Origin of the sequence: Paraburkholderia sp. FT54, assembly GCF_031585635.1 — a bacterium.
Classification (GTDB): Bacteria; Pseudomonadota; Gammaproteobacteria; order Burkholderiales; family Burkholderiaceae; genus Paraburkholderia.
In genome coordinates this window covers 2,068,086-2,085,916 of the sequence record NZ_CP134196.1, presented here as the reverse complement: position 1 = coordinate 2,085,916, position 17,831 = coordinate 2,068,086, and the positions used below count along the sequence as shown (strand labels likewise).

Annotated in this window: 15 protein-coding genes; 13 read left to right on the top strand and 2 right to left on the bottom strand. The window is 64.3% G+C overall.

Translation table 11 applies throughout. The features are described 5' to 3' along the window. Positions 1-5 precede the first annotated feature (5 nt). The 7 genes from otnK (at position 6) to RI103_RS28835 (ending at position 7,898) form a co-directional block, all read left to right on the top strand. A complete protein-coding gene (gene otnK, locus RI103_RS28865) occupies positions 6-1,316 on the top strand; it encodes a 3-oxo-tetronate kinase (RefSeq protein ID WP_310815973.1) in 1,311 nt (436 codons plus the stop codon). Continuing rightward, positions 1,313-1,975, top strand: coding sequence for an aldolase (locus tag RI103_RS28860; protein ID WP_310815971.1), 663 nt, complete (start codon positions 1,313-1,315; stop codon positions 1,973-1,975). Before otnK ends, RI103_RS28860 begins: the two co-directional genes overlap by 4 nt. A gap of 77 nt (positions 1,976-2,052) precedes the next feature. Continuing rightward, on the top strand, positions 2,053-3,387 hold the full coding sequence (locus RI103_RS28855) for an MFS transporter (RefSeq protein WP_310815970.1): 1,335 nt from the start codon (positions 2,053-2,055) through the stop codon (positions 3,385-3,387). Between the two features lie 69 nt (positions 3,388-3,456). Continuing rightward, entirely contained in the window at positions 3,457-4,245 is a 789-nt protein-coding gene (gene otnI, locus RI103_RS28850) for a 2-oxo-tetronate isomerase (protein WP_310815969.1), read from the top strand. A gap of 17 nt (positions 4,246-4,262) precedes the next feature. After that, on the top strand, positions 4,263-5,246 hold the full coding sequence (gene denD, locus RI103_RS28845) for a D-erythronate dehydrogenase (RefSeq protein ID WP_310815968.1): 984 nt from the start codon (positions 4,263-4,265) through the stop codon (positions 5,244-5,246). Positions 5,247-5,629: 383 nt separating this feature from the next. Beyond that, entirely contained in the window at positions 5,630-6,832 is a 1,203-nt protein-coding gene (gene pcaF / locus RI103_RS28840) for a 3-oxoadipyl-CoA thiolase (protein WP_310815967.1), read from the top strand. Positions 6,833-7,325: 493 nt separating this feature from the next. Then, complete coding sequence (locus RI103_RS28835; protein WP_310815966.1) at positions 7,326-7,898, top strand: hypothetical protein; 573 nt, start codon at positions 7,326-7,328, stop codon at positions 7,896-7,898. A gap of 242 nt (positions 7,899-8,140) precedes the next feature. On the opposite strand, the gene RI103_RS28830 is transcribed toward RI103_RS28835, so the two are convergent. Continuing rightward, the gene (locus RI103_RS28830; RefSeq protein ID WP_310815965.1) at positions 8,141-10,129 is read right to left on the bottom strand and encodes a sigma-54-dependent Fis family transcriptional regulator; all 1,989 of its coding nucleotides are present in this window, start codon (positions 10,127-10,129) and stop codon (positions 8,141-8,143) included. 413 nt (positions 10,130-10,542) lie between these two features. Here RI103_RS28830 and RI103_RS28825 point away from each other — a divergent pair, with 413 nt between their 5' ends. The 6 genes from RI103_RS28825 to RI103_RS28800 all read left to right on the top strand — a co-directional run bounded on the left by RI103_RS28825 (position 10,543) and on the right by RI103_RS28800 (position 17,139). Continuing rightward, complete coding sequence (locus RI103_RS28825) at positions 10,543-11,607, top strand: NAD(+)/NADH kinase (protein ID WP_310815964.1); 1,065 nt, start codon at positions 10,543-10,545, stop codon at positions 11,605-11,607. Positions 11,608-11,647: 40 nt separating this feature from the next. Then, complete coding sequence (locus RI103_RS28820; RefSeq protein WP_310815962.1) at positions 11,648-12,631, top strand: thiamine pyrophosphate-dependent dehydrogenase E1 component subunit alpha; 984 nt, start codon at positions 11,648-11,650, stop codon at positions 12,629-12,631. A gap of 37 nt (positions 12,632-12,668) precedes the next feature. Further along, positions 12,669-13,673: an alpha-ketoacid dehydrogenase subunit beta gene (locus RI103_RS28815; RefSeq protein WP_310815960.1), complete on the top strand. Its 1,005-nt coding sequence runs from the start codon at positions 12,669-12,671 to the stop codon at positions 13,671-13,673. Between the two features lie 3 nt (positions 13,674-13,676). After that, positions 13,677-14,789, top strand: a complete 1,113-nt coding sequence (locus RI103_RS28810) for an acetoin dehydrogenase dihydrolipoyllysine-residue acetyltransferase subunit (RefSeq protein ID WP_310815959.1) — start codon at positions 13,677-13,679, stop codon at positions 14,787-14,789. A gap of 1 nt (position 14,790) precedes the next feature. Beyond that, entirely contained in the window at positions 14,791-15,777 is a 987-nt protein-coding gene (gene lipA, locus RI103_RS28805) for a lipoyl synthase (protein WP_310815958.1), read from the top strand. Between the two features lie 285 nt (positions 15,778-16,062). Next, positions 16,063-17,139, top strand: coding sequence for a hypothetical protein (locus RI103_RS28800; RefSeq protein ID WP_310815957.1), 1,077 nt, complete (start codon positions 16,063-16,065; stop codon positions 17,137-17,139). Between the two features lie 524 nt (positions 17,140-17,663). Here RI103_RS28800 and RI103_RS28795 read toward each other — a convergent pair. Beyond that, a complete protein-coding gene (locus RI103_RS28795) occupies positions 17,664-17,816 on the bottom strand; it encodes a hypothetical protein (RefSeq protein WP_310815956.1) in 153 nt (50 codons plus the stop codon). Positions 17,817-17,831 lie beyond the last annotated feature (15 nt).

The window sequence follows — 17,831 nt, the reverse complement described above, 5'->3', positions numbered from 1 at the left end:
GCATCATGACGGCTACAACGAAACGCGCACTGCTCGGCTGCATCGCCGACGACTTCACCGGCGCGACCGATCTCGCCAACATGCTGGTGCGCGGCGGCATGCGCACGGTGCAGACCATCGGCGTGCCCGCATCGAATGAAACGGTGGAGGCCGACGCGCTCGTGGTCGCGCTGAAATCGCGCACCATTCCCGCCGCCGATGCGGTCGCGCAATCGCTCGCCGCGCTCGACTGGTTGCGCGCGCAAGGCTGCCGGCAGTTCTTCTTCAAATACTGCTCGACGTTCGATTCGACCGACGCGGGCAATATCGGCCCGGTGACGGACGCGCTGCTCGACGCGTTGTCCGCCGACGGCAAGGCCAGCGCGTTCACCATCGCCTGTCCCGCATTTCCCGAAAACGGCCGCACGATCTTTCGCGGCCATCTGTTTGTCGGCGATACGCTGCTCAACGCGTCTGGCATGGAAAACCATCCGCTCACGCCGATGCGCGATGCGAACCTCGTGAGCGTGCTGCAACGGCAGACTCGATCGAAAGTCGGTCTCGTGCGTTACGACGCCGTGGCCCAAGGCGTGTCGACCGTGCGCAAATCGTTCGACGTCTTGCGCAACGAAGGCGTGCGCATGGCAATTGCGGATGCCGTGTCCGACGCCGATCTCTACGTACTCGGCGAAGCCTGCGCCGATCTGACGTTGATCACGGGCGGTTCCGGCGTCGCTTTGGGTTTGCCGGCCAACTTTCGCCGCGCTGGTTTGCTGGCGGAACAGGCGGACGCCGCGCAACTGCCGCGAGTCGGCGGATTGTCGGCGGTGCTGGCCGGCAGCGCGTCGAAAGCGACCAACGCGCAGGTGGCCGAGTGGCGCACTACACGGCCCGCGTTTCGCGTCGATCCGCTCGCTGCGGCGCGCGGGGAGAACGTCGTCGAACAGGCGCTGGCCTTTGCGCAGCCGTACCTCGACAAAGGCGAACCCATGCTGATCTATGCCACTGCCACGCCCGATGAAGTCAAAGCCGTGCAGCGCCAACTCGGTGTGAACGAAGCGGGGCATCTTGTTGAAAACACTTTGGCGTCGATTGCGCGTGGCTTGCATGAACGCGGCGTGCGCAAGTTCGTGGTAGCGGGCGGCGAAACCTCGGGCGCGGTGGTGCAGGCGCTCGACGTGCACACGCTGCGAATCGGCGCGCAGATCGATCCCGGCGTGCCGGCCACTGCCACGACCGGCGCCGAGCCGCTCGCGCTCGCGCTGAAGTCCGGCAACTTCGGCACGAGTGACTTCTTCGAAAAGGCACTGCGTCATCTGGACGGAGCCGCGCAATGACCCACGCACCCGCACTCCAGACGACGAACGAAGCGCGCGTTCGCGAGGAAATCTGCGTGACCGGCGCGAGCCTCTATCAACGCGGCTACACGGTGGGCACCGCCGGCAACATCAGCGCGCGGCTCGACGACGGCTGGCTGATCACGCCGACCGATGCCTGTCTCGGCCGGCTCGATCCCGCCGATATCGCCAAGGTCGATCTCGACGGCAACGCGGTGTCCGGCGGCAGGCCGTCGAAAACGCTGGCCTTGCATCGCGGCATCTATGCGCGCAACGCCACGGCGCGCGGCATCGTCCATACCCATTCGACGCATCTGGTCGCGTTGACGCTCGCGGGCGTCTGGCGCGAGGCCGACGTGCTGCCGCCCATCACGCCGTACTACGTGATGAAAGTGGGCCACGTCCCCCTGATTCGTTACAGGCGGCCCGGCGATCCGCAAGTCGCCGAACAGATCGCGGCTTTGGCCGACAGCGTTCGCGCCGTGCTGCTCGAGCGTCTCGGTCCGGTGGTGTGGGAGCGTTCGGTGGCGCAAGCCGCCTATGCGCTCGAAGAACTCGAAGAGACCGCGCGTCTGTGGTTGCTGACGAATCCACGGCCCGCGCCGCTCGACGAAGCCGCACTCGAAGAACTGCGTACCGTGTTCGGCGCGCGCTGGTAGCCGTAGCCGACAAAACAAAGTTAGGCCACGTTGCGCTCAACGCGCCGCGTCAGGCCATCCATTGAAGGAGACAATGCATGAGTTCGTATCAAGCCACATCGAGCCAGCCGATTGCGGCCGCCATGGGACAACCCGGCGCCGCCGAAGTCGAGCGAACCTATAAGAAAGTGTTCTGGCGCATCGTGCCGTTTCTGATGCTGTGCTACGTAGTCGCCTATCTGGACCGCGTGAATGTCGGCTTTGCGAAACTGCAAATGTCGCAGGACCTGGCGTTCAGCGAAACGGTGTTCGGCCTCGGCGCAGGCGTGTTCTTCATCGGCTATTTCCTGTTCGAATTGCCGAGCAACATTCTGATGCACAAGCTCGGCGCGCGTATCTGGATTGCGCGGATCATGATCACTTGGGGCTTGATGTCGGCGGTGTTCGTATTCGTGAAGACGCCGATGCAGTTCTACATCTTGCGCTTTCTTCTCGGCCTCGCCGAAGCCGGTTTCTATCCCGGCGTGATCCTGTACCTCACTTACTGGTTCCCGTCGCATCGGCGCGCGAAGATCATCGCAGTGTTCATGTCGGCGATTCCGGTGTCGGGCATCTTCGGCAACCCGCTCTCCGGCTGGATCATGCAGACGTTCCACAACAGCTCGGGTTTCGCGGGCTGGCAGTGGATGTTCCTGATCGAAGCGATCCCCGCCGTCGCGATCGGCATCGCCACGATCCTGTATCTCGACAACGGCATCGCCGCCGCGAAGTGGCTGAGCGAACGCGAAAAGCGCCTGCTCACCGATGAAATTGCCGCCGCGCAGCCGCAGGAAAAGGTCCAGGCGCACTCGCTCGGCGCGGTGTTCCGCGACCCGCGCACGTGGTGGATGTCGCTGATCTATTTCGCGTTCGTCACCGGGCAATACGGCCTGACGTTCTGGATGCCGACGCTCGTCAAATCGACGGGTGTGACGGGCGCATTCAACATCGGCCTGCTGAGCGCGATTCCGTTTCTGTGCGCGATCGTCGTGATGAATCTGATGGGGCACAGCGCCGACAAGCGCCGCGAGCGCCGCTGGCATCTGATCGTGCCGGCGCTGTTCGGCGCGGTCGGCTTCACGGTGGCGGCTTCGTTCGCGGACAACACGGTGGTGTCGATCGCGTTTCTCTCGCTCGCCGCCGCCGGTGTGCTGACCTGTGCGCCGCTTTTCTGGTCGCTGCCGACCGCGTTCATGTCAGGCGCGACCGCCGCGGCCGGCATTGCGATCATCAATTCGATCGGCAATCTCGCGGGTTTCGCGAGCCCTTACATGATCGGCTATCTGAAGGACCTCACGCATAGCACGCAGACCGGCATGTATGTGCTGGCCGGCATGCTCGTGATCGGCGCGATTGCCACATGGCTCACGCCGGCCAAGCTGGTCAACCGATAAATCGACGCTCATGCGCGGCATGCGTCGCCGCCGCGCGCCGGACCAAACCGTTTTCAAGGAGTTGCTGCCATGCCTCGCTTCGCCGCCAATCTCACCATGATGTACAACGAGCACGCGTTCCTCGACCGTTTTGCCGCCGCGGCGCAAGACGGCTTCGAAGCGGTCGAGTTTCTGTTCCCCTACGATTTCCGCGCCGATGAGATCAAGGCGCGGCTCGACGCGAGCGGTCTGACGCAAGCGCTCTTCAATGCGCCGCCCGGCGATTGGGCCGGCGGCGAACGCGGCATTGCCTCGCTGCCGGGCCGCGAGGACGAATTTCGCCGCGGCATCGACACCGCGCTCGACTACACGCGTGTGATCGGCAATCGCAAGCTGCATGTGATGGCCGGCCTGATCGGCGCGGATCAGCCGCGCGCAAAGCATCGCGAGGTATACCTGAGCAATCTCGCGCATGCCGCCAAGGCCGCGCAAGCCGAAGGCATCACGGTCGTGATCGAGCCGATCAATACGCGCGACATGCCGGGCTTCTTTCTGACCCGCCAGGACGAGGCGCAAGCGATCTGCGCCGAAGTCGGCGCGCCGAATCTCAAGGTGCAGTTCGACTGCTACCACTGCCAGATCGTCGAAGGCGATCTGGCAGTGAAACTCAAACGCGATATGGCCGGCATCGGCCACATTCAGATCGCGGGCGTGCCGGAACGGCATGAACCCGATACGGGCGAGCTGAACTATCCCTATCTGCTCGAACTGATCGACTCGCTTGGCTACGACGGCTACATCGGCTGCGAATACCGGCCGCGCGCGGGCACCTCAGCCGGTCTCGGCTGGCTCAAGCCTTATCTGAACGCGACCCGCTAACAAGGACGAAACCCATCATGAAAGTACTGATTACCGGCGGCGCGGGTTTTCTCGGCCAGCGTCTCGCGCGTGAACTGCTCGCGCGTGGCGCCCTGAAAGACGCGCAAGGCACGCCGCAAGCGATTACCGAACTGGTGTTGCTCGACGTGGTGCAAGCCAACGATTTCGGCGATAGCCGCGTGCGCGCGGAAGTGGGCGACATCGCCGAGCGCAGTGTGCTCGAGCGCGTGATCGACAACCAGACTTCGGCGATCTTCCATCTGGCCGCGATCGTGAGCGGCCAGGCCGAAGCGGACTTCGATCTCGGCATGCGCATCAATCTGGACGCATCGCGCCTGTTGCTCGAAGTTTGCCGACAACGCGGCCACCGGCCGCGTGTGTTGTTCACCAGTTCGGTGGCGGTCTATGGCGGCGAGTTGCCCGAGGTCGTGCAGAACGATACCGCGCTGAATCCGCAGTCGTCGTATGGCGCGCAGAAGGCGATCGCGGAGTTGCTGCTCAACGATTACGCGCGGCGCGGTTTCGTCGACGGCCGTGTGGTGCGGTTGCCGACCATCAGCGTGCGGCCGGGCAAGCCGAATGCGGCGGCGTCGTCGTTCGCGAGCGGCATCATTCGCGAGCCGTTGAACGGCGAAGCGGCAGTGTGCCCGGTGTCGGGCTCGACGCGCCTATGGCTGCTGTCGCCGCGCAAGGCGATCGAGAGTCTGATCGCCGGACTCGAACTCGATTCCGCCGCGTTGGGTAACCAGCGCGTGCTGAATTTGCCGGGCATTTCGGTGAGCGTTGACGAGATGGTCGCCGCGCTGCGCGAGGTCGCGGGCGACGCGGTCGCCGAGCGGATCGTGTGGGAGCCGGATGCGCGAATCGAAAAGATCGTGGGCAGCTGGCCGGGACGGTGGGATACGTCGCGCGCCGAGGGGCTGGGGCTGAGCGGCGAGCAAAGTTTTGCCGACGTGATCCGCAGCTACGTCGAAGACGAGCATATCCAGATCCGCCAATAACCAGCTTCCACGCGGCCCCGCCGCGGCCTCCAGCCCCGTGCCCGCGCGTTGAACACGCGCCGGCGGGCACGAGCGCGTCATTCGTCTGATCCTTTGCAAGAACGGCCGCGGCCTGCACGTATTCCCTGGTGCAGGCCTGGCCGCGCTTGACATGGTTTCGCGCACACGCCTATCATCGGGTCTAATTGTTCGATATATGACCGAATGTTCGCATAAAGAACAAATGGCCGCAATCTCGAGCCCGTCGTTCACTATCCTGCGCTAAGCTGAACTGGCGTGACGGCTGCCTCGCAGCCGCTTCCCGTCGCGCTTGCCGGTGCTTGCGCTACGCCGGAGAGCCGGCCGCGGCGTAGCGCAAGCAGCACATCAACTGGAGACATCACATGACCGAAGCATTCCTGTGCGACGCGATTCGCACCCCCATCGGCCGCTATGCGGGTTCGCTGTCGTCGGTGCGCGCCGACGATCTGGGCGCCGTGCCGCTCAAAGCGCTGATGGAGCGCAACAAAGACGTCGACTGGAACGCGATCGACGACGTGATCTACGGCTGCGCGAACCAGGCCGGTGAGGACAACCGCAACGTCGCGCGCATGTCGCTACTGCTGGCCGGCTTGCCGCAAGGCGTGCCGGGCACGACGGTGAACCGCCTGTGCGGTTCGGGTATGGACGCGGTCGGCATCGCGGCGCGCGCGATCAAGTCGGGCGAGGCCGCGTTGATGGTGGCCGGCGGCGTGGAAAGCATGAGCCGCGCGCCGTTCGTGATGGGCAAGGCGCCGACAGCGTTTTCGCGCCAGGCCGAGATCTACGACACGACCATCGGCTGGCGTTTCGTCAACCCGCTGATGAAGAAAATGTACGGCGTCGATTCGATGCCGGAAACGGGCGAGAACGTCGCGACGGACTACAGCATCAGCCGTGCCGATCAGGACGCCTTCGCTGTGCGCAGCCAGCAGAAAGCCGCGCGTGCGCAACGCGACGGCACACTCGCGCAGGAAATCGTCGGCGTGACGATCGCACAGAAGAAGGGCGATCCGGTCACCGTGCTGCAAGACGAGCATCCGCGTGAGACGAGTCTTGAAACGCTCGCCAAGCTCAAGGGCGTGGTGCGTCCGGACGGCACGGTCACGGCGGGCAACGCCTCGGGCGTGAACGACGGCGCGGCGGCACTGCTGCTCGCGAATGAAGAGACCGCCAGGCGCTTCGGTCTCACGCCGCGTGCTCGCGTGCTGGGTATCGCCACGGCCGGCGTTGCGCCGCGCGTGATGGGCATCGGCCCGGCGCCCGCCACGCAAAAACTGTTGGTGCGCCTGAACATGACCATCGATCAATTCGACGTGATCGAACTGAACGAGGCCTTCGCGTCGCAAGGCATCGCGGTGTTGCGCGCACTCGGCGTGGCCGACGACGACGCCCGTGTGAATCCGAACGGTGGCGCGATCGCACTCGGCCACCCGCTCGGCATGAGCGGCGCGCGCCTGGTGACCACCGCGATGTATCAGCTGCATCGCACGCAAGGCCGTTTTGCGTTGTGCACGATGTGCATCGGCGTCGGCCAGGGTATTGCGATCGCGATTGAACGAGTGTGATCGTTTAGCGGGTTAGTCCGCGCTACGGTTGACGCTGGATAAACAGCCTCGTCGCTCTCGCGACGAGGCTGTTTATTTTTGTGCCGCGATCACATCGAATGCCGTCTAATTTGATCTAAAGACACTTTTGATTATGGCGGAATACCACGAGACATCGATTGCCGATTCGATCGCCATACAGTATGTGTTTAATGCTGTCTGCATTTAAAGCACGCGCTCATTATGAATGGCCGTGAAAGTATCCCGGCGTGGTCGACCGACAGGATGCCGCTGCGACGCCATGCCGCTGCGCTCTAATGTCCACGCGAATTCATTTGAAAATCACAATTCAATCAATTGCAGGCTGTTGTAAGGCATGTAAAATCATTTGCGTCGTACCTTTTGAAAACTATCATCCCGAAGATACACAAGTATTCACGGCGTTGAGAGCCGGCATCCCGCGGTTTCAGATCGCCGTCACGCTGGATCAAACAATTTCTCAAGGAGCATGCACATGAAGGCAACGACGATTGGAGCAGCGTTGATGGTCGCGGCGTTTGCCGCAGCACAGCCGGCCTGGGCGCAAGATGCCATGGCTAGCGCCGCGCAAGGCATCGTCAGCGAGGTGGAGCCCGTCCATCTGAAGGCGCAGATCGTCGGTATCGATCCAAACAGCCGCACGCTCACGCTCAAGGGGCAGGGCGGCAACGTGCTGGTCGTGCTGGTGAGCCAGCAGGTGCAGGGTTTCGACCAGTTGAAAGTGGGTGACCGCGTCGACGTGCTCTACAAGAATGCGCTGCTCGTGAAGGCCGAGAAGGTCACCGGGAAAGACAAGGGTATTCGCGCGCGAGTCGACACGGATGTCTATGCCCCGGCCTCGGGTGGTTTCCAGTCGGCTCGCCAGATCGAAGTGCTCGCCACCGTGCAGAAGATCGATCGCAAGAAGCGTCTGGTCACGCTGCGCGGCGCGTATCAGACGCAAACGCTGCAAGTCGGGCCGGACGTCGATCTGAAGGACGTCAAGGTCGGCGATACGGTCCACGCGGTGTTCGTTTCGGCGGCGGCCGTGCAGGTGACGCCTCAATAACCGGGCAATCGAGCAGGACGACACGTTCATGCAAGATGGCATGCCGGGCAAACACCTCTCAATAGCAAGGGTGCTTGCTCTTTCCCGCGGCGCGAAACGTCCTCGCGCGACCCGCGCGGTCATGCGTCCGTTTAACGCGGCGCAGATGGTCCCAGGCTCAACCACGCGAGCCGTCCCACGTAGTGCTGGTGACGAGCAGCGTGTTTTGCGCGTGGCTGCGCATCACGCTGACAGTTGGCGCTTCAACGTCGATGCGGCGCGACGATGCCCAGCGACGCAATACGCCGGTACAAAGTGGCGCGTGATATGCCGAGCGCTTGCGCCGTTGGGTTCGGCCGCCACTGATTGCGTGTGAGCGCATCGATAATGCGTGCGCGCTCTTCGCGCGGGTCCTGCCGTGCGTCCCGCTGCCGGCCGTCATGCGAATCGATCCGCAATAACGCCGGCTTGTGCGCGGCCTCCGGCGCGAGCAACGCCGCTATATCCGGCGCGACATGGCGCAATTCCACGCGTGCGCCGTCGCAGATCGCGCAGGCGTAGCGCAGCACATTGCGCAACTGGCGAATGTTGCCCGGCCATGCGAAGCCCGCAAGCCGCTCGGCAAGCTGCGCGTCCAGGGTAAGCACGTGGCCGGCCATTTGCGCTTCCTCGTCGAAGACCACGTCGATCACGTCGCGGATATCCGTGCGCTCGCGCAAAGGCGGCATTGGCAACGACGCGCCGCTCAGCCGGTAGTAAAGGTCTTCGCGGAACGTGCCGGCCGCGACCATCTGCGCGAGATCGCGGTGCGTGGCGCAGATGACGTCGATATCCACCCGCACGGGCGCATCGCCGCCGAGCGGCGTGACCTCGCCTTCGGCCAGCACGCGCAGCAGCCGCGTTTGCAGATCGAGCGGCATGTCGCCGATTTCATCCAGAAACAGCGTACCTGTGTGCGCCTGCGCAATCTTGCCGCGTGCGCCGCGGCTGCGCGCGCCGGTGAAGGCGCCAGGCACGTAGCCGAACAATTCGCTTTCGATCAGCGATTCGGGAATCGCGCCGCAATTCACCGCGATAAACGGCCTCGCGCGCCGCGCGCCCGAATCATGCACCGCGTGCGCGAATACTTCCTTGCCGACGCCGGTCTCGCCAAGAATCAGAATCGGCAGACGCTTGCCCATCACGCGCAACGCGACGGCCGCGTTGTGCGCGATCTGCGGATCCGCGCTGTGCAGGAAGCGGCCGAGCGCACCGAGTTGCAGATCGTTTTGCGACGCGGTTTGCGCCGATCGTGCGGCGCCGTCGTTCGTCGTGGACGCCGAGCGAGAGACACGCCTGAGCGGCGCGCGAATGCGCGCATACAGCGTCGTGCCGGTCGCGCGCAGACGCAAGCCGACAATCGCATCCGTGCGCGCGACATCGTGCAGGTGCGAGCCCGACGTGTCGAATACATCGTCGATATGGCGCGGACCGTTCAGCGCCGGAATGCACTCGCGCGCCTTGCGATTGGCGGCGACGAGATTGCCGCATTCGTCGAAGGCGATCAGCACTTCGGGCTGCGCCTCGACAAAGTTGCGGCTCGAATGGCCGAACAGAATCCAGTGCTGGGTCGTTTGATTGAGGAAGTAACCGTCTTCGATCAGCCCCGCGCTTTGCCGCACCAGTTGAAACACGAGCCGCTGACTGTCGCGGTTATCCGGCGACTGCACGGCGGACGCGTCGAGCACGCCGATCATCTCGCCGGTCGGCGCGAAGATCGGCGCCGCGCTACAGGTGAGCGTGGTGAACGCCGCGCGGAAATGATCGGTCTTGTGCACGATGATCGGCGCGAGATCGGTCAGCACGTTCGCCACGCCGCACGTGCCTTCCTCGCGCTCGGACCAGCACGAACCGATATACAGGCCCGCATGCTTGAAATCGCTGCGGCGTTCGCGGTCGATCCGGTAGTCGATGGTGACGCCGTGCGCGTCGGTGAGCATCACGCAATAGTCGGCAACGCGAATCATGTCGTGCAGACGTGTCAGGCATTGGCCCGATGCACGCAGAAAGGCTTCTTCCTTGCCTTGCACTTCGCGCAATTCCGCCGAGCTCAGCACGCGCGGCCCGATCACGGCACCCGGATCGAGCCGGTATTGTTCGAACGAACGCTGCCACGACGAGACGAGCCGCGGAGAATCGGCGGGCGCGGGCAGGCGTCCTTCAATGGCGCCACGCACGCGGTCGATATGCTGGGTCTGCGAGACGTAAGGCATGGTCGGCTCCAGGCGAGCGACACACAGTGAGATCAGGCTGTTCTTGTATCACATCCCGCTTGATGAATCACACTGCAATGCAGCACGCGAGACGCGTGAGACGTTTGTCTCAGTCTCAGGTGAGACGGCTTGCGCAATCGTGTAGATCAAGGCGGGGAGAGGGTTTGCGGCGCGTATTCAAACTGCTCGGCCACGCAGGGAACGTCGCACGTCCCATTCGTGAGACGCCTTGAACGCTGCATCGCGTGGCGGTGACTCACCGTCCCAACTGGCGTCTCGATGCGTAAAGCCCTTTAAACAGGGCACTTTCGCGCGGCGGTGCGATTTTTCAGCAGATTGGCACACCCTTTGCAGTGTCCTGCGCATGACACAGCGCCGCCGTTCGACGATGGCGCAGAAAGGAGACAAGCACAGTGCCATCGCCCATCACCGTCGGCGTGATCGCGAACCCCGCGTCGGGTCGCGACATTCGTCGCCTCACTTCCTATGCGTCGGTGTTTCCGACCTCGGAAAAAGCCAACATGGTCGTGCGCCTGCTGGCCGGACTCGGCATGCTCGGCGTGACGCGTGTGCTGTGTCTGCGCGATCGGACCGGTGTGGCGGCGCTGCTGCTGCGCGCGCTCGACACGCACGACGCCGTCGCCGCGCAACAGCGCTGGCCCGAAGTCGAGTTCATCGAACAGCCGATCACCGACAGCGTCGCCGATACCCACGCGGGTGTCGCCGCGATGTTGCGGGCAGGCGTCGAATTGATCGCCGTGCTGGGCGGCGACGGCACGCATCGGGCGGTCGCCGCGCATTGCGCAAGAGTGCCGCTGCTGACCTTGTCCACCGGCACCAACAACGCCTTTCCGGATTTGCGCGAAGCCACGGTGGCCGGCCTTGCCGGCGCGCTGGTCGCGTCGGGCGCGGTGCCGCCTGACGTGGCGCTGACGCGCAACAAGCGGCTCGTGGTGCGTTGCACCGCCGGCCCGAATCGCGGCCGCGAGGAGATCGCGCTGGTCGACGTTTGCGTGAGCCGTCAGCGCTTTGTCGGCGCGCGGGCCGTCTCCGATCCGGCCGATATCGAAGAACTCTTCCTCACGTTCGCCGCGCCGGACGGCATCGGCCTCTCGTCGATCGGCGGAGCGTGGGCGCCTGTGGAGCGCACCGCGTCGCACGGTTTGCATCTGCGCTTTGCAGCACGCGGTGAATCTGGCGTGCCGCTGGTGGCGCCGATTGCGCCGGGCCGCGTCGAGCGCGTGCTGATGCGCACGTGCGAACGTTTCGAAGTCGGCATGTGGCGGCCGCTCGAAGCCGAGCACGGCACGCTCGCCTTCGACGGCGAGCGCGAAATCGAACTGGAGCGCGGCGACCGCTATGAGATCGCGCTGGATTGGGAAGGGCCGCTGACCGTCGACGTCGAACGCACGCTGCGTTTCGCGGCGTCGCGGCAGCTGGTGCGGGAAATGGCAAACGTGGTTGCGCATCAAAGGTAGGTTGTGGGCAGGCAGTGCATTCATTCCAAGGAGACACACCATGTCGGTTTCAACTGAGTTGAGCAAGGAAGATCTACTGAAGGCGTATCGCATGATGCGCACGATCCGCGAGTTCGAGGAGCGTCTGCATGTGGAATTCGCGACCGGCGAGATTCCCGGCTTCGTGCATCTGTATGCGGGCGAAGAGGCGTCGGCGGTCGGCACGATGTTGCATCTGAACGACGCCGACTATGTGGCGACCACCCACCGCGGTCACGGCCATTGCATCGCCAAGGGCGTCGATGTGCGCGGCATGATGGCCGAGATTTATGGACGCAAGACCGGCGTGTGCCATGGCAAAGGCGGCTCGATGCATATCGCCGACCTGTCGAAAGGGATGTTAGGTGCGAACGGTATCGTCGGCGCGGGCGGCCCGTTGATTTGCGGCGCGGCGCTGGCGGCGAAGTACAAGAAATCGGGCGGCGTGGGCGTGTGCTTCTTCGGCGACGGCGCGTCGAATCAGGGCGTGATTTTCGAATCGTTGAACCTGGCCTCCGTATGGCGGCTGCCGGCGATTTTCGTGGCGGAGAACAACGGCTACGCGGAAGCGACGTCCTCGACATGGTCGGTGGCGACCGACAACATCGCGGATCGCGCGAGTGGCTTCGGCATGCCGGGCGTGATCGTGGACGGCTTCGATTTCTTCGCGGTGCATGAGGCGCTCGGCGAAGCGATCGAACGGGCGCGCAAAGGCGGCGGACCGACGCTCGTCGAAGTGAAGTTCTCGCGTTACTTCGGCCACTTCGAAGGCGACGCGCAAACCTATCGCGCGCCGGGCGAAGTGCAGAAACTGCGCGATGAGAAGGATTGCCTGAAGCGTTTCGAAGAGCGTGTGGTGCGCGCCGAAATGCTGAGCGCGGATCAGTTGCGCGGTGTGGATGCCGAGGTGAAGAGTCTGATCGACAGTGCGGTGACGCAAGCCAAGGCCGCGCCGTTGCCGACTGCTGAAGACCTGTTGAGCGACGTCTACGTGTCTTATCCGTGACACACGCGTTGGATACCTGAACAATCTGGAGACAGACATGGCACGCAAGATCACATTCTCTCAGGCAATCAACGAAGCCCTGAGTCAGGAAATGGCCCGTGACGAAACCGTCATCGTGATGGGCGAGGACAACGCGGGCGGCGCCGGATCGCCCGGTGAACAGGACGCGTGGGGCGGCGTTCTCGGCGTCACGAAGGGACTGTTTCACAAATATCCGGGGCGCGTGCTCGACACGCCGCTCTCGGAAGGCGGCTATATCGGCGCGGCAGTCGGCGCGGCGGCCTGCGGCCTGCGGCCGGTCGCGGAGCTGATGTTCATCGATTTCATGGGTGTGTGTTTCGACCAGATCTTCAACCAGGCCGCCAAGTTCCGCTACATGTTCGGCGGCAAGGCGGTCACGCCGGTCGTGATCCGCGCGATGCAGGGCGCAGGCTTGCGCGCGGCGGCCCAGCATTCGCAGATGCTGACTTCGTTGTTCACGCACATTCCCGGACTGAAAGTAGTCTGCCCGTCGACGCCGTATGACGCCAAGGGACTGCTGATCCAGGCGATCCGCGACAACGATCCGGTGATTTTCTGCGAGCACAAGTTGCTATACAGCCGCGAGGGCGACGTGCCCGAAGAGTCGTATGCGATTCCGTTCGGCGAGGCGAACGTAGTGCGTGACGGCGACGATGCGACGGTCGTCACCTACGGACGCATGGTGCACTACGCTACCGAAGCCGCCGAAAAACTCGCCAAGGACGGCATCCAGGTCGAGGTGATCGACTTGCGGACGACCTCGCCGCTCGACGAAGAAACCATACTGGAAAGCGCGAACCGCACCGGACGCGTGGTCGTGGTCGACGAAGCGAATCCGCGTTGCTCGATCGCCACCGACATTTCCGCACTGATCGCGCAGCGCGCGTTTCACTCGCTCAAGGCGCCGATCGAAATGGTGACCGCGCCGCATACGCCCGCGCCGTTCGCCGGCGTGCTCGAAGACATGTATATCCCGTCGGCCGCGCAGATCGCCGACGCCGTGCTGAAAGTGAGGGCTTGAGCGATGCCGATCCATATGATCACGATGCCCAAATGGGGCTTGTCGATGGAGCAGGGACAGGTCAACGGGTGGCTCAAGGCCATCGGCGACAAGGTAGTGAAGGGCGACGAAATTCTCGACGTGGAAACGGACAAGATCTCGTCAGGCGTCGAGTGTGCGTTCGAGGGCATCCTGCGCCGGCAGATCGCCCAGGAGGGCGACACGCTGCCGGTCGGCGCGTTGCTGGCGGTGGTCGCGGACGCGGAGACGCCGGACGCGCAGATCGATTCGGAAGTCGAAGCGTTTCAACGCGACTTCGTGCCGGCCACGTCGGCGGATGGCGACAGTGGCCCGCAACCGGAGAAAACGCAGATCGGCGGACGCACCGTGCGCTATCTGAAACTCGGCGAGGGCGGCACGCCCGCGCTGCTGATTCACGGCTTCGGCGGCGATCTGAACAACTGGTTGTTCAATCATGCCGACCTTGCCGCGCAGCGCGCCGTGTGGGCGCTGGATCTGCCGGGTCATGGCGAATCCGGCAAGGCGCTCGACACCGGCAGTGCCGACGAACTCGCGGACAGCGTGATTGCGTTCATGGACGATCGCGGCATCGACAACGTGCATCTGATCGGCCACTCCATGGGCGCGTTGATCGCGATGACCGTGGCGGCGAAAGCGCCAGGGCGCGTGGCCTCATTGGCGTTGATCTCGGGCGTGGGTTTGGGCAAGGAGATCAACGGTGACTACATCCACGGTTTTACCGAGGGCAGCAATCGCAATGCGCTCAAGCCGCAGTTGGCGAAACTCTTCGCCGACCCAGGTCTCGTGACGCGTCAACTGGTGGAGGACATCGTCAAGTACAAGCGGCTCGAAGGCGTGCCCGAGGCGCTGCGCAAGATCGCGGCGTCGGCGTTCGATGGCAACGTGCAACGCACGAGCTATCGTGACCGGCTGGCGGAACTCGCGCCGCGCAGTCTGGTGATCTGGGGCGCGCAGGATCAGATCATCCCGGCCGCGCATGCGCGGGACCTGCAAGGCGACATCCGCGTTCATGTGCTCGACGGCAAGGGGCATATGGTGCAGATGGAGGCGGCCTCCGAAGTGAATCGTCTGCTCAACGATTTTCTGGGGCGCTGAAATGGACGCCGCATTGCATGGCGACAGCGTCACCGCGCTCGGTCAGCACGGCAAGCGCAGCGCTGACAAGCTCGCACGGATTCCGGTGAAGATCGTGCCGGCCACGCACGGCGAAGTCTTGTCGAAGCCGCCGTGGCTGCGCGCGAAGCCGATGATGAGCGAGACGGTCGCCGGCATTGCGGCGATCCTGCGCGAGCATCGTTTGCATTCCGTGTGCGAGGAGGCGATGTGTCCGAACATCGGCGAATGTTTTGCGCGGCACACCGCGACGTTCATGATCATGGGCGGCATCTGCACGCGGCGCTGTGCGTTCTGCGACGTCGCGCACGGCCGTCCTGCGCCGCTCGACGAAGGGGAGCCCGCGCGGTTAGCGGATGCCGTGGCGGCGCTCGGCTTGCGCTACGTCGTGGTGACGTCGGTGGATCGCGATGATCTGCGTGACGGCGGCGCGGCGCATTTTGCCCGCTGCGTCGCGTTGCTGCGCGAGCGCGTGCCGGGCATTCGGGTTGAAGTGCTGACGCCGGATTTCCGTGGACGCGTCGAGCGGGCGTTACAGGCGCTTTCGCACGCGTGGCCGGATGTCTTCAATCACAATCTGGAGACGGTGCCTGCTTTATATCGCGCCGCGCGCGCGGGCTCGGATTATCAGGGCTCGCTGCAACTGCTCGCGCGTGTCAAACAGGCGAACGCGACGATGCTGACCAAGTCAGGGTTGATGGCCGGACTGGGGGAATCCGACGAAGAACTGCTCGACGCGATGCGCGACCTGCGCGCGCATCGCGTGGACATCCTGACGATCGGGCAGTATCTCGCGCCGTCGCGTTTTCATATGCCGGTGCGGCGCTATGTGACGCCGCAACAGTTCGACGCCTGGCGCGACGCGGGATTGGAGATGGGTTTTCGCGAAGTCGTGGCGGGACCGCTGGTGCGCTCGTCGTATCAGGCGGACCGGACCGCCGATGTCGCCATGGCGCGTGCAACGCAATGATATGAAGAACGATTGCCGCCCTCGCTTCCTGTCGTAGACGAGAGCCGGGAGCGGCAACGTCGCCGTACGGAAGCGAGGCCGGTCCGCTGTTTCCCCCGCAACAATCTATGTCGAAATATGTCGCGCGGCGCCGGAAACGCCCGAAAACCCTTGTCACACGGGGCTTGCTTGTGATGAAACAGGGTGACATATCTTCCTTGTCGATTATGTCGACGCGTCCTTCTATAGTCCGTTTCGTCGCCACGCAGCAGTGACACAGTGGCCCGAATCCAAGAAGGACATACCGTGAAAAATCGTTCGTTCGTCGTCCCGGCCACTGCCGCTGTTTGTGTCTCTGCTTGTGACTCGGTGGCAACCCCTTCATCCGCCCGCGGCGCGTTGCGCAAGCTCGTGCTCTCCGCCACGGTCGCCGTGCTCGCGCTCGGTAGCGCCTCGGCGTTCGCCTGGTCGCAACACGGCACGGCGTACACCTCGCGCGGCACATACAACGGCGCGCGTTACGGCTCGTGCGGCGGTGGCAGCTGCTCGCATGCGGGCGGCGTCGCCGGCCCCTACGGCGGCCTCGCCACCAACACCGGCACGGTGACGCGCAATGCGCCGGGACAGTTCTCGAATTCGGGCACCGCGACCGGACGTTACGGCAACTCCGTCCAGCATGCGGGCGACACCAACTGCGCCGGCGGCACCTGCTCGCACACCGGCACGCTCACGGGACCGGACGGCAAGACGGCCACCACGTCGGGCGATGTCACGAAGACCGGTGCGGGGCAGTATTCGTCGTCGGGATCGGTGACGGGTTCGAACGGCAACACCGTCAACCATTCGGCGTCGACGAATTGCGCCGGCTCGACGTGCTCGCGCTCGGGCACCGTGACCGGCTCGGATGGTGGATCCGTCAATCACTCCGGTTCGGCCACGCGTGTGGCACCGGGCGTCGTGACGACCTCGACGAGCGTCACGGGCACGCACGGAAATACGGTGACGTCGAGCGGGACAGTCGTGGCGACCACGGGTGTCGTCGCGACAGGCGGCACGACGGTAGTGGTGGCGCCGAAGCCGGTGGTGGTTGCGCCGCCGGTTGCGTACGTGCCGCCGCCTCCGGTGGTGGTGACGCCTGCTCCGGTGGTGGTGCCGCCGCCAGTGGTGGTGACGCCGAAGCCGGTTGTCGTGACGCCCGCACCGGTCGTGGTCGCGCCGCCGGCTGCTTATGTGCGGCCGCCGGTGGTCTACGCACCGCCGCCCCCGCCGCCTGCCGTGTATGTCGCTCCACGGGTCGTCTATGTCGCGCCGGCGCCGCGTCCGGCCGTGTGGGTGCCGGGCCACTGGGTCGGGCGCGTCTGGGTGCCGGCGCACTGGGCCTGATGGGCACTGCCATGCGAATCAAATCTCGCGCGACAGTTAAAACGTGCCGATCGGCTTTGGATGGTTCGTCGACACGGCGGTTCTACAAAGCAGGCGCGTTGGCAGCGATCGTAGTCGCCGCGGGGATCGCGATTGCGATGAGCGTCTGCGTCGTACCAACCGATACGCGTGGAGCGAGTGAGTCGTCGCAAGAATGCTCCGCTCGCTACGCCGCGTTGCTCGACCTGGCGGAATTGGCGCGACGTGATGGCAAATCATCCGAGGTGGTCGTGCGCGGGCTGAGCGACAGGGGCGGCGCGATGAGCGGATGTTTGTCGACAGGCGGCAGCGGACGGGGCGGATTAGAGGGGTGAGCGCCGGTCACGCTGCTCATGCCACACGCGGCGCATATTGTCTGCCGGCCTGCAGACCTCGACCCGACGGACGGACATGGAGCCGCTTCATTTCCAGGTCGTATCGTCTAGAGGCCGCATGGCGACGCAGCCGATGCGTGCCTCATCGTTGTGGGCGAGAAGAACCCGGCCTCACGGCGGCGCGAAATTGCCCGGCAAGTCGGCAAGCTCGGACTCGAAGTTCTGGAAGCTGAGATCGATGCCCAGGCTCCCGGCATATTCGCGGAAGATGGCCTGGACCGCATCCAGTTGCTGCGGGAATTGGGCGGTCGTGATCTGGATCATGGGTGTTCGTTGATC